This is a genomic window from Kitasatospora sp. NPDC114501, from assembly GCF_055633695.1.
This window is the reverse complement of the sequence record NZ_JBVKDS010000013.1, coordinates 18945-31317: the sequence shown is the minus strand read 5'-3', so window position 1 is coordinate 31317 and position 12373 is coordinate 18945. Positions and strand designations below refer to the sequence as shown.

The following is a 12373-nucleotide window of genomic DNA, read 5'->3' as shown; positions in this document are numbered from 1 at the left end:
TGTCAGAGATCAGTACGGCGGGCCTCTCGCAGGTAGGCGTCGAGTGCCGCCTGCTGATCGCTGAGCACGGCGATGCGGGCCGCGAGCCGATCGCGATGGCTCTGCACCTCGCGGAGGAACTCCGCGCACACCACATCGGTGCCGGCGTCGGATCCGTCGGTGAGACCGGGCAGGACTTCCCTGATCAGCCGCACGGGCAGCCCGGAGTCCAGCAGCGAGCGGATGACGAGTACCCGGTCGATGGTGGACTGGCAGTAGTCACGGAACCCGTTGCTGAATCGGCCAGGGACGATCAAGCCCTCGTCCTCGTAGTGCCGCAACGATCGCGCACTCACGCCGCTGACTCTGGAAGCATCGCTGATCTTCATACATGCGGCCAACATCCAAGGGCGCGGCAAACTTCCGGCACCCGCTGCGACGATTCTGGACGCGGCTGCCGCTGATCGCCGCCGGCGAGGGGTCGATACGGCTGTGGAACGCGCCCGGGCCCATCCCGGGGGCGACACCTGGTAAGCGGCCGAACACATCGGTAAATCCCGAGGTCAGCGGGCATGGCATGATCCTGGGGTGGCTTCCGTGACCGGCTCCGAGTACATACCGCCCGCTGAGCGCACCGCTCTCGTCGACCTGTTGGCCGGTGCAAGGGTCGGCCGGGGCGGGACGACGGTCCTACGCGGCGAGGCGGGCATCGGAAAGACGGCGCTGCTGCGCCACGTCACCGACGGCCTGTCAGGCGTGAGGCTGCTGTGGGTGAACGGGGCGGAGTTCGAGGCGGACTTCGCGTACGCCGCCGTGCACCAGTTGACCCGCCCGCTGCACGGGCGGATCGGGCGGTTGCCCACCACGCAACGGGACGACCTGTCGGTGGCGCTGGGGCTGGACGAGGGGGGCGCGCCGAGCCGTTTCGCCGTCGGCCTGGCCCTGCTGGGGCTGCTGTCGGATGCCGCGGACGAGCGGCCCGTGGTGTGCGTGGTGGACGACGCGCAGTGGCTGGACCGGGCATCGGCGCAAGTGCTGGCGTTCGCGGCGCGGCGGGTGGCGGACGAGTCGGTGGCGTTCGTGTTCGGGGTGCGCGACCCGCACCTCGTCGCGGAACTCGAGGGGCTGCCGGTGCTGACGCTGCCCCGGTTGTCCGACCACGTGGCGCGTCGGCTACTGGCGTCCCGTCTGCTCGCTCCCCTGGACGACCAGGTGCGGGAGCGGATCCTCGCCGAGGCGCGCGGCAATCCGCTGGCGCTGCTGGAGCTGCCGCGCCGGATCGGGCCCGCCGCGCTGGCGGGCGGCTTCGGGCTGCCGACGCCGGTCTCCCCGGCCAACCGGATCGAGCTGAGCTACCAGCAGCGGGTCTCCCGGCTCTCCGAGGACGCCCGGACCCTGCTGCTGGTGGCGGCCGCCGAACCGCTGGGGGACCCCGTCCTGTTGTGGCGGGCCGCGGACCTGCTGGGTGTGGGGCCGCAGGCCGGGCCGGAGGCCGAGGCGAGCGAGCTGATCGAACTGGGCGGGCAGGCGCGGTTCCGGCATCCGCTGGTGCGCTCGGCGGTGTACACGGCGGCCTCGCCCGCGGAGCGCCGCCGTGTCCACGGGGCCCTCGCGGCGGCCACCGATCCGCTGACGGCACCCGACCGGCGTTCGTGGCACCGCGCACAGTCCCTCTCCCGTCCGGACGAGGAGGTGGCGGCCGATCTGCTGCGTTGTGCGGAGCGGGCGCGGCTCCGGGGCGGGGCCGCTGCCGAGGCGGCGTTCCTGGAGCAGGCCGCGGGCCTGACGGCCGATCCGCGGCTGCGGGCCGAACGCGGTCTCGCCGCGGCCCGGGCCGCCTTGGCGGCCGGTTCGTTCGAGAGCGCGCTGACGCTGGTCGAGGCGGCCGAGGGCGGCCCGATCGACGCAGCCGGCCGGGTGGAGGTCGAACTCCTGCGCGGCCGTGCGGCGTTCTTCGGTGACGGCGCGGCGGACGCGGTCGGCCACCTGGTGGCGGCCGCCGCCCTCGATCCCGGGCGGGCGCGGATGCACCTGCTGGACGCCCTCCAGGCGGGTCTGGTGGTCGGCCGGTCCTCGCCCGCGGCGCGGGACGCCCTGGCGGCGGCCCGGCGGGCGCCCGCCCCGACCGGTGGACGCTCGACCGCGGACGAACTGCTGGACGCGCTCGTCGGCTACCTCGACGGCGACCTCGCGGCGGTGCCGGTGCTGCTCGGGCTGCTGTCCGAGGTCACCGACCCGCTGTGGACGGGCCGGCTGTCGCTGGCCGCCCTGCTCGCCGTCGAGCTGTGGGACGTCGCCCTGGAGGACCTGCTCGCCGGCCGGGCCGCGGACGCCGCGCGCACCGGCGGAACGCTGATGGTCCTCCCGGTGGCCCTGTGGATGCAGGCGATGGCAGCCACCCAGCGCGGTGACCTGCTCGGAGCGGCGGCGCTGAACAGCGAGGCCGACGGCATAGCCGAGGTCACCGGCGTCCCGCCGCACTGGTACGGCCGACTGTTCGCGGCCGCGGTGCGGGGAACGGCCTCCGAGGCGCGGCCCCTGTTCGACCGGGTGCTGGCCGAGTCGCACGCCCGGCGCAAGGGCATGCTGACGGCGACCGTCCACGCGGCCGCGGCACTGCACGCCAACGGCACCGCCGACCACCGCGCGGCCCTGGCCTCGGCCCGACTGGCCGTGACCGACGGCGAGCTCGGAATGTCCAGCCTCGCCCTGCCCGAGCTCGTCGAGGCGGCCGTCCGGTGCGGTGAGCGGGACACCGCCCGGGAGGCGTTCGCGCGGCTGTCGCGACACGCGTCGGCGGCGGGCACCGACTGGGCGCTGGGCGTGCGCGCCGCCCTCGCCGCCCTGTTGTCGGACGCCCCGGAGGAACTCCACGCCGAGGCGGTGGCCCGGTTGGAGGCCGCCGGCCTGCGGGTCTGGCACGGCCGCGCCCTGCTGCACCAGGGCGCGTGGCTGCGACGTCAGGGCCGCCGCGACCCGGCCCGGGAGGCGCTGCGCGCCGCGCACGAGCTGTTCACCGCGATGGGCGCGGAAGGCTTCGCCGAACGGGCCCGGGCGGAGCTGGCCGCCACCGGCGAAAAGGCCCGGCCCGCCGTGCTCGGCGCGGTGGAGCTGTTGACCGGTCAGGAGCTGAACATCGCCCGCCTGGTGGCGACCGGGGCGACCTCCCGGCAGGTCGCCGACCGACTGTTCCTCAGCCCGCGCACCATCGACGCCCACCTGCGCAGCGTGTTCCGCAAGCTCGACATCACCTCGCGCCGCCAACTCGCCGACGTGCTCGGCCGGGACGCCTGAGCCCGGGCCGGCTCACTTAGGCAGTCGCCTAGGCGACTTTCGCCGATGAGGGAACCCGGTCGGTCGGACCAGACTCGGGGGCATGAAGAACACGCCCTCGGGCATCGACCGGGCCGCCCCGGTGGTCGCCCGCCGCGAGCTGCCGATCCGGGCTCCGGCCCTGACCGTCTGGGCACTGCTGACGTACGTACCCGGCTGGCCGACCTGGCAGCCGGACATCGCCGAGGCCCGCGCCCTGACCCCGCTGACGCCGGGCGCGGTGTTCCACTGGCACACCGGCGGCGTGGACGTCGCCTCCACCGTGTACGCGGTGGACGCGCCCCGGTCGATCGTCTGGGGCGGTCTCTCGCAGGGCATCACGGCCGTCCACCAGTGGACGTTCACGCCTTCGGTCAGGGCGACCCTCGTCGTCACGGAGGAGTCCTGGGACGGTGCGCCCGTACGGGCCGACGCCACCGCCGTCGCCCGGGCCCTGGACCGCTCCCTCGTGCAGTGGCTGCTGCACCTCAAGTCCGCCGCCGAGCGCGCCGCGCGCTGACGCCGGCCGCGCCGTTCCCTCCCACCAGCCTGTTCCCACGGCCCAGTTCACGGAGTTCCCATGCCCGGTCCGCCCCGCGGCGCCGTCCTTACGGCGCTGGCCGCCGCCCAGTTCACCGTCATGCTCGCGACCTCGATCGTGAACGTCGCCCTGCCGCAGATCGGGGACGGCGTCGGCCTGTCCGACTCCGCCGCCACCTGGGTCGTCAACGCCTACGGCTTGGCGTTCGGGGCGCTGCTGCTGGCCGGCGGACGGGCCGCCGACCAGCTGGGACGGCGCCGCGTCCTGCTCGTCGGCCTCGGCGTCTTCGGGGCCGCCTCCGCCACCGCCGCGCTGGCGGCCTCGCCCGGTGTCCTGATCGCCGCACGGGCCGTCCAGGGTGCGGGTGCGGCGGCCGTCGCCCCGGCGGCCCTCGCCCTCGCGATGGGCCTGTACCCGCCGGGCCCGGCCCGCGGCCGGGCCCTGGCGGTCTGGGGCGCGGTGTCCGGGGCGGGCGGGGCGGCGGGGGTGGTGCTCGGCGGCCTGTTGACCCGGGCGTGGGGCTGGCCGTGGATCTTCCACGCGGTGGCGATCGGGAGCTTCGCGGTGCTGGTGGCGACGGCCGTGTGCGTCCCCGCCGCGGGCCCGGCGGAACGCGTCCGGTTCGACTGGGCCGGGACCGCCACGAGCGCCCTCGCCCTGACCGCCCTGGTGTGGGGCCTGACCACGGCCCGCCGTTCGGGCTGGACGGACCCCGGGGTGCTGACCGCGTTCGCCGCCACCGCCGTGCTCGCCGTGGCGTTCTGGCGGGTCGAGCGCACCGGCGCAGCCCCCCTGGTGCCGCCGCGGCTGTTCGCCGCCCGCGACGTGACGGTCGGCAACCTGCTGACCGGCCTGTTCGGCTCCGTGTGGATCGCGTTGTTCTTCTTCCTGCCGCTCTACCAGCAGCAGGTCCTCGGCGAGGACCCACTGGCCACCGGGCTGGGCCAACTCCCCCTCGCGTTCGCGAACATGCTCGGCGCGGCACTCGCCCCCGCCCTCGTCCGCCGGATCGGCGGACGCGCCGCGCTCGTCGCCGCGCTGCTGACCGAGGCGGCCGGGCTGCTGTGGCTGTCCCGCATCGGCGCGGACGGCACCTTCCTCGCCGACGTGCTCGGCCCGAGCGTCCTGGTCGGGCTCGGCCTGAGCGTCGCCTTCGTCCAGCTCACCGGCCTGTCCGTGGCGGGCGTCGACGGATCGGATGCCGGCCTGGCGGGCGGCCTGGTCAACACCACCCGGCAGGTCGGCGGCGCCGTCGGGCTCGCCGTCCTGACGACCGTCGCCGGATCCGTCACCTCCCGTGCCGCCGCCCACCAGCCGCCCCTGGAGGCGCTGACCGCCGGCTACCGCACCGCCTTCGCCCTGGGCGCAGCAGTCCTGGCCGGCACCGCGCTGCTCGCCGCCGTGCTGGTGCGCCGCACGCCCGCCGCCGACCGGCCGCGCCGCACGCCCGCCCCGGAGCCCTTCGTCCCCGGCCGGCCCTGACCACCCGACACCCTCTTCCCTCCCCCCGCTCCCTGCCTCGAAAGGAACCACCGTGCTCACCATCGACGAGAGCGCTCCCGTCGTCGTCCGCCTGTCCACCGAGATCGACGCCCCGCTGGAGCGCGTCTGGTCCCTGCACACCGGCATCGACGACTGGCCGGTCTGGAACCCCGACATCGACCAGGCCCGTCTGCGGGGCCCGCTCACCGAGGGCGCCTCGTTCACCTGGCGCACCCACGGGCTGGAGATCACCTCCACCGTCCGCGAGGTGGTGCCCGGCGTCCGGATCGTCTGGGGCGGCCCCGCCGGCGGCATCGAAGGCGTCCACGTGTGGACCTTCGAGCAGGTCGGCGACCGCGTCGTCGTCCGCACCGAGGAGTCGTGGAGCGGCGCGCCCGTCGATGCCGCCACCGACCAGCTCGCCGCCGCCCTGCGCACCTCCCTGGAGGACTGGCTCGCCTGCCTCAAGAGCCGCGCCGAGAAGCTCTCCTGACTTCCCCGCCACCCGCCCCTCACCGACCCGAAGACCCGAGGACCGCGACCATGACCGCCAAGCCCTACCTGACCGGCCACTACGAGCCCGTCGCCGACGAGCTGACCGCCACCGACCTGACGGTCGAGGGAACCCTGCCCACCGAGCTGACCGGCCGTCTGATCCGCAACAGCCACAACCCCAAGCCCGGCGTCACCCCCACCCACTGGTTCAAGGGCAGCGGCATGGTGCACGGCATCCGGCTGCGCGACGGTCGCGCCGAGTGGTACCGCAACCGCTGGGTACGGACCCCCGCGTTGGACGGCGCCCCCTACATGACCGAGAACGGCCCGGACCTGACCGCCTCCACCGCCGGGACGCACGTCATCGAACACGCCGGCCGGCTGCTGGCCCTGTGCGAGGCCAACCTCCCCTTCGAGCTCACCCCCGACCTCGACACCGTCGGCCCCCACGACTTCGACGGCAAGCTGCGCAGCGCGATGACCGCCCACCCCAAGAGCGACCCCGTCACCGGCGAACTGCACTTCTTCGGCTCCTCGCCCTTCCCCCCGTACCTGGTGTACCACGTCGCCGACGCGCACGGGCACATCACCCACAGCGCCGAGGTCCCCGGCGCCACCGCCGCGCTCAAGCACGACTTCGCCGTGACCCGCCACCACGTGGTCTTCATGGAGGGCACCGTCACCTTCGACCCCGCCGAGCACTCCGGAATCCCCTACTCCTGGCAGGACGAACAGCCCGCCCGGATCGGCGTCATGCCGCGCGGAGCGCAGGGCACCGCCGCGATCCGCTGGTTCCCGATCGAACCCGGCAACATGCTGCACGTCGCCAACGCCTACGAGGACGCCCACGGCCGCGTCGTACTGGAGGGGCCCACCGTCGACCGCGAGGGCTTCCAGCTCTCCTGGAACTGGTGGGTCGGCGCCCCCGGCCGCGGCAGCGAGCCCAACACCCGCTCCCACAACCGCCGCTGGACCGTCGACCTGACCACGGGACGGGTCGACGAGCGGGTCGTCGACGACCTCGCCATCGAGTTCCCCACCCTCAACGAGGACTTCCTCGGCGTCGAGAACCGCTACCAGTACGCCGTCTCCTTCCCCGACCAGCAGGGCTTCGGCGGCTACGGCGTCGTCAAGTACGACCGCGCCACCGGCGAACGCCGCATCCACCAGGCCGGCGACGCCCGACTGCCCAGCGAGGCGGTCTTCGTCCCCGCCACCGGCGCCACCCGCGAGGACGACGGCTACCTGCTCACCGTCGTCTCCGACCTCAAGCAGGACGCCTCCCAGCTGCTCGTCCTGGACGCCGCCGGCCTCGACCGGATCGCCACCGTCCACCTCCCCCGCCGCGTCACCGCCGGCATCCACGGCTCCTGGATCCCCGACACCGACCTCTGACCCCGGCCGAACGGCCCCCGGGGGCGTCCCCGCCCCCGGGGCCTGCAAACCCTTCAAGGAAAGAGCACTGCCATGCGCGCGTCCGCCACGGCCACCACCATCGCCCTCGCCCTCCTCCTCGCCACCTCCCCCACCGCGTCCGCCCTCACCACCGGCCCGACCACCGCAGCCGCCGGCCACCACCGCACCGACGTGCGGATCGACGAACAGGCACCGGTCATCACCCGCGCCGACGTCCTCGTCCACGCCCCGCTGCACACCGTCTGGAACATCCAGACCGACGTCGAGAACTGGCCCGCCTGGCAGCCCGGCGTCGAGACCGTCGTCAAGGACACCCCCGGCCGGTTGCGCCCCGGCTCGACGTTCCGCTGGAGCACCGAAGGACTCGACATCACCTCCACCGTCCAGCAGGTCGACCACGGCAGGCGCCTCGCATGGGGCGGCCCGGCCCAGGGCATCACCGCCGTCCACGTCTGGACCTTCACGCCCACCCGCGACGGCGTCCTCGTCCACACCGAGGAGTCCTGGACCGGAGCACCCGTCACCGCCGACCAGGCCGCCCTGCAGACCGCACTCGACAGCTCCCTGCACAACTGGCTCACCAACCTCAAGCACGAAGCCGAAACCCGGTAGCCCACCGGCCCGCACCACCGGCACCGACGACTGGCCGACCCACGACTGGCCCATGGGCACGGGCGACCACCAGGCGACCACCAGCCGCCCCGGCAGCAGAAGGAGCCGGCACCCGGTTTCCCGAGTGCCGGCTCTCGGAGGGTGGTTCGTGAGTTCGAGTTCGTGCGGGGCATCACCGCCGAGGCCACCGACGGCGACACCGTGCGCCTCGCCCCGGTCGGGATCCGTCCCGTCCTCTCGGCCGACGTGGCCGCCGTCGTGGGCCGTACGGCCGTCGGCTCCCCTGCCCCCTGCCGCTCCGGCCCTTCCTGACCCGCCGACACAGGACGCGTGATGACCACCGTCCCGGGAACCCCGCCCGCCCTCACGGCCGCCGTGCGGTCCCCGGCCGCGGAGGCGCCGCGCTCCAGGCCCGCGCCGCCGAAGTGCGCGGCACGCTCGCCCTGCTCGACCTCCGGATGCGGTCCGTGTCCCGGGCGCCGGCCATGGGAGTCGAGCGAGCGGCTGAGCGGCGTGCGGTACGGGCCGCCGGCCTCCCGACGACCGGGAACCGGAGCCGCTCGGGGAACATCGGGGTAGGCAGAGGGACGAGGCGGTCCGGAGCGGGGAGGGTGACATGACGGACAAGGCCGGCAACACCGGGATGGAGGAGATGTCCCGGGGCTGGCAGGTGTTCTGGCGCGCCCTGACCGTGGGGGCGGCGCTCACCTGCGCGGTCAGCGGGGCACTGCTCTTCTGGTCGTGGGGATCGACACTGGCACCGCTGCCCGTCCTCCCGCTCTGGATCACCGCCGCCGTCGGGCTGGTGGTGGCGGTGGCCGCCTCGTTCGGGATACGGGACGGCGACGGGACGCCGCTCGCCACCGTGGGGACGGCCCTGCTGATCCTCACGCTCTGGCTCGGCGCCTCGGCGGCCGACTTCGCCGTGAGCGGCGTCCGGGACTGGGTGCGCACCCCGCAGGCGGTCACCGCGACCGTCACCGAGTGCCGGACGGAGAGCTCGTTCCACGAACTCGACACCGTCGGCTTCGAGCACGTCGCCTGCCTCTACCACTGGACGTTCAACGGCGACGAACGCACCGGGAGGCTGCCGGGCGACTCGCATCCGGACGGCACCCGGGTCGGCATGTGGATGAGCCCGAAGACGGGCGAACTCGCCGAGCACCCGCTGTTCGCCCTCATCGGCTACACCGCCGGGGCACTCGGCGCGGCCGCGATCGTCCTCGTCGGCGGCTGGTTCCGGCTCCGGACGGAGGCCCGCCGGCTGCTCGGGCGGCCGGTCACGCCATAGCGGTGCGGCGTCAGGCGGCGCGTTGACCGTGGAGGAGGGGCAGAGGGAGGGAACGGGAGAGATCGGCCAGGGCCTGCTGGACGAGGGCGTTCTGCGCGCGCCCGTCGAGGCCGCAGTGGCGGGAGCGTCTTCCCGCAACAAGCCTTCGATAGTACGGTCGCGCGCATCACCCCAGACCGCCCGGAGGAATTCGGCATGCCTGCACGCTACTTCGAGGACTTCGTGCCCGGCCGAGGGAGGACTGCGCCGCGCGCGGTCCTGGACTCCGACAGCCCCCGGATCGATCTCAACGGGCCGTGGGCGTTCCGGTTCTCGCCGGCGCTGCGGGCCGAGTCGGACGGGTTCCAGGACCCGGAGTTCGACGACGGTTCCTGGGACGCGCTGCCGGTCCCCTCGCACTGGCAGCTGCGCGGCTACGGCCGGCCCGTCTACCTGAACATCGCCTACCCGATCCCGCTCGACCCGCCGTTCGTCCCGCAGGAGAACGAGACCGGTGACTACCGCCGCGTCTTCGACCTGCCGGACTCCTGGCAGGGCGTGCCGGCGGTGGTGCGCTTCGAGGGGGTGGACTCCTGTGCCCGGGTCTGGCTCAACGGCACGGAACTCGGTGTGACCTACGGCAGCCGCCTGGCGGCCGAGTTCGACGTGACCGCCGCGTTGCGGCCGGGCCGCAACGTGCTGGCCGTGCGGGTGCACCAGTTCTCCGCCGGCACGTACCTGGAGGACCAGGACACCTGGCGCCTGTCGGGCATCTTCCGCGACGTGCGACTGCTGGCCCGCCCGGTCGGCGGGATCCGGGACGTCTTCGTCCGCGCCGACTACGACGACGCCACCGGCGAGGGCCGGTTGCGCGTGGAGGTGGACGCGGACGCGCCGGTGCGGATCACGGTCCCTGCCCTCGGCGTCCACGACCGGCCGGCCGGGAGCGAGCTGCGGTTCCCGGCGGTGCGGCCCTGGAGCGCGGAGGACCCGCACCGCTACGAGGCCCAGCTGGCCACCGGCGGCGAACGCGTGCGGATCCGGTTCGGCTTCCGCACCGTCACCATCGACGAGAGCGGCGTACTGCGGGTCAACGGGCGCCGCGTCGTGCTGCGCGGGGTCAACCGGCACGAGTTCGACCCCGACCACGGCCGCACCCTCTCCCTCGACACCATGCGCCGCGACGTCGAGTCGATGAAGCGTCACAACATCAACGCCGTCCGCACCTCCCACTACCCGCCGCACCCCGCCTTCCTCGACCTGTGCGACGAGTTCGGCCTGTACGTCACTCTCGAATGCGACCTGGAGACCCACGGCTTCGAGTACGCCGACGCCACGAGGTGGGAGCGCAACCCCTCCGACGACCCGCGCTGGCAAGCCGCCTACCTGGACCGCATCGAGCGCACGGTCGAGCGGGACAAGAACCACCCCAGCATCATCCTGTGGTCACTGGGCAACGAGGCCGGCGACGGCCGGAACCTGCGCGCGATGGCCGACTGGCTGCGCCGACGCGACCCCTCCCGCCCGATCCACTACGAGGCCGACCGGTTCGGCGAGTACACCGACGTCCTCGGCCAGATGTACCGCCCACCCGCGGCCGTCGCCCGGATCGGACGGGGGCAGCTGCGCCCGGGCGAGATCCACTACCCGGCGCGCGACGGCTCCGGCGACCCGGCCGACGACCCGCGCAACCGCATGCCCTTCCTGCTCACCGAGTTCGCCCACGCGATGGGCAACGGGCCCGGCGGCCTGGCCGAGTACGCGCGGCTCTTCGACGAGTACCCGCGGCTGCAGGGCGGCTGGGTGTGGGAGTGGATGGACCAGGGGCTGCGCACGCGCGACCCCGAGGGCCGCGAGTTCTACGGCTACGGCGGCGACTTCGGCGAGGACCTGCACGACGGCAACTTCAGCTGCGACGGCCTGGTCCTCCCCGACGGCACTCCCTCGCCCGGCCTGCTCGAGTACGCCAGGGTCATCGCCCCCGTCCGCATCGGTACCGGCCCCGAGCCCGGAACGCTGACCGTCGAGAACCACTACGAGGTGCTGGACCTCTCCCACCTGCGGTTCACCTGGTCGCTCGCGCGCGAGGGCGTCGAAGTCGCCGCGGGCACACTGCCCACGCCACAGCTGGCAGCCGGGGAGCACGGCCGGCTGCCGCTGCCCGCACCGGCCCGCCAGGCCGCTGACGAGGACGGCGGTGAACTGTGGCTCACCGTCCAGGCGGAGCTGGCCAAGCCCGCCACCTGGGCGCCCGAGGGCCACGTCGTCGCCTGGGGACAGCTCCAGCTCTCCGCACCGGGACGCGACCGTGTGGACGGCACTCCGTTGGCCCCGCACACCGCGGACGGGGTCATCACGCTCGGGCCCGGCCGGTTCGACCATGCCACCGGCAGCCTCCTCGACCTCGACGGACTGCCCCTGCAGGGCCCCACCCTTGGCCTGTGGCGCGCTCCCACCGACAACGACCGCGGCTGGTCCCAGCGCGACGCCGCCTACTGGAAGGACCGCGGCCTGGACCGGCTGCGCCACCGCACGGTCTCCGTCACGCCCGACGCCCAGGGCCTGACCGTCGTGGTCCGCAGCGCCGCCGCCGCCGTTCCCTGCGGCTACCTGACGACCTACCGCTGGACCAGCGACGGGACGGGCCTGCGGCTCCACGTGCACACCGAACCGGTCGGCCACTGGCCCGAGCGGACGGACGCCTTCGCCGACACCATGATCGACCCCGACCTGCCGCCCGACGAACGCCGGGAACTGGACCGCCGCAACACCTCACGCTCCCTCGCCCGGATCGGCCTCGACTGGCGACTCCCCGCCGACTGGTCACAGGTCGAGTGGTTCGGCGCAGGCCCCGGCGAGGCCTACCCGGACTCCCGGCAAGCGGCCCGCGTCGGACGCTTCCGCGCCACGGTCGACCAGATGCAGACGCCCTACGTGCGCCCGCAGGAGAACGGCAACCGGATGGACGTGCGGTGGGCGCGGATCAGCGACGGCTCCGACACCATCCACGTCCGGGGCGAGGAACTCTTCCACCTCTCCGCCCGCCCCTGGACCGACCGGCAGCTCGCCGCCGCCCGACACCCGACGGAACTGACCCCCGGCCCGCTCGTCCACCTGCACACCGACCACGCCGTCCAGGGCCTCGGAAGCGCCGCATGCGGACCCGGCGTCCTGCCGCAGCACCGGCTCGAACTCGGCACCGCCGACTTCACCCTCGACCTCACACCCGTCCACCGCTCGTGACGCCGGAACCGGTCCGCCCGCGC

10 protein-coding genes are annotated in these 12373 nt (G+C 74.1%); 9 read left to right on the top strand and 1 reads right to left on the bottom strand.

Going from position 1 to position 12373, the window contains the following annotated elements; translation table 11 throughout:
* Positions 1–2 precede the first annotated feature (2 nt).
* Positions 3–368 carry a MerR family transcriptional regulator gene (locus ACZ7RU_RS24045; RefSeq protein ID WP_470343010.1) on the bottom strand — a complete coding sequence of 122 codons (366 nt, stop codon included), beginning with the start codon at positions 366–368 and terminating at the stop codon, positions 3–5.
* Positions 369–567: 199 nt separating this feature from the next.
* On the opposite strand from ACZ7RU_RS24045, the gene ACZ7RU_RS24040 reads away from it, so the two are divergent.
* The 9 genes from ACZ7RU_RS24040 to ACZ7RU_RS24000 all read left to right on the top strand — a co-directional run bounded on the left by ACZ7RU_RS24040 (position 568) and on the right by ACZ7RU_RS24000 (position 12350).
* Positions 568–3273, top strand: coding sequence for an ATP-binding protein (locus tag ACZ7RU_RS24040; RefSeq protein ID WP_470343009.1), 2706 nt, complete (start codon positions 568–570; stop codon positions 3271–3273).
* An 82-nt stretch (positions 3274–3355) separates the two neighbouring features.
* Positions 3356–3811, top strand: a complete 456-nt coding sequence (locus tag ACZ7RU_RS24035) for an SRPBCC family protein (protein WP_470343008.1) — start codon at positions 3356–3358, stop codon at positions 3809–3811.
* 60 nt (positions 3812–3871) lie between these two features.
* Positions 3872–5314: an MFS transporter gene (locus ACZ7RU_RS24030; protein WP_470343007.1), complete on the top strand. Its 1443-nt coding sequence runs from the start codon at positions 3872–3874 to the stop codon at positions 5312–5314.
* Between the two features lie 52 nt (positions 5315–5366).
* A complete protein-coding gene (locus ACZ7RU_RS24025) occupies positions 5367–5807 on the top strand; it encodes an SRPBCC family protein (protein ID WP_470343006.1) in 441 nt (146 codons plus the stop codon).
* Positions 5808–5857: 50 nt separating this feature from the next.
* On the top strand, positions 5858–7204 hold the full coding sequence (locus tag ACZ7RU_RS24020) for a carotenoid oxygenase family protein (RefSeq protein WP_470343005.1): 1347 nt from the start codon (positions 5858–5860) through the stop codon (positions 7202–7204).
* A gap of 72 nt (positions 7205–7276) precedes the next feature.
* A complete protein-coding gene (locus tag ACZ7RU_RS24015; RefSeq protein ID WP_470343004.1) occupies positions 7277–7837 on the top strand; it encodes an SRPBCC family protein in 561 nt (186 codons plus the stop codon).
* A 141-nt stretch (positions 7838–7978) separates the two neighbouring features.
* On the top strand, positions 7979–8149 hold the full coding sequence (locus ACZ7RU_RS24010) for a hypothetical protein (RefSeq protein ID WP_470343003.1): 171 nt from the start codon (positions 7979–7981) through the stop codon (positions 8147–8149).
* A 304-nt stretch (positions 8150–8453) separates the two neighbouring features.
* Positions 8454–9128 carry a hypothetical protein gene (locus ACZ7RU_RS24005; protein ID WP_470343002.1) on the top strand — a complete coding sequence of 225 codons (675 nt, stop codon included), beginning with the start codon at positions 8454–8456 and terminating at the stop codon, positions 9126–9128.
* A 195-nt stretch (positions 9129–9323) separates the two neighbouring features.
* Positions 9324–12350: a glycoside hydrolase family 2 TIM barrel-domain containing protein gene (locus ACZ7RU_RS24000; RefSeq protein WP_470343001.1), complete on the top strand. Its 3027-nt coding sequence runs from the start codon at positions 9324–9326 to the stop codon at positions 12348–12350.
* Positions 12351–12373: the final 23 nt, after the last annotated feature.

Bases quoted from the DNA above. Each gene is read 5' to 3' on its own strand.
- ACZ7RU_RS24045 (WP_470343010.1), bottom strand. From the start codon at position 368: ATGAAGATCAGCGATGCTTCCAGAGTCAGCGGCGTGAGTGCGCGATCG.
- ACZ7RU_RS24035 (WP_470343008.1), top strand. From the start codon at position 3,356: ATGAAGAACACGCCCTCGGGCATCGACCGGGCCGCCCCGGTGGTCGCC.
- ACZ7RU_RS24030 (WP_470343007.1), top strand. From the start codon at position 3,872: ATGCCCGGTCCGCCCCGCGGCGCCGTCCTTACGGCGCTGGCCGCCGCC.
- ACZ7RU_RS24020 (WP_470343005.1), top strand. From the start codon at position 5,858: ATGACCGCCAAGCCCTACCTGACCGGCCACTACGAGCCCGTCGCCGAC.
- ACZ7RU_RS24015 (WP_470343004.1), top strand. From the start codon at position 7,277: ATGCGCGCGTCCGCCACGGCCACCACCATCGCCCTCGCCCTCCTCCTC.
- ACZ7RU_RS24005 (WP_470343002.1), top strand. From the start codon at position 8,454: ATGACGGACAAGGCCGGCAACACCGGGATGGAGGAGATGTCCCGGGGC.
- ACZ7RU_RS24000 (WP_470343001.1), top strand. From the start codon at position 9,324: ATGCCTGCACGCTACTTCGAGGACTTCGTGCCCGGCCGAGGGAGGACT.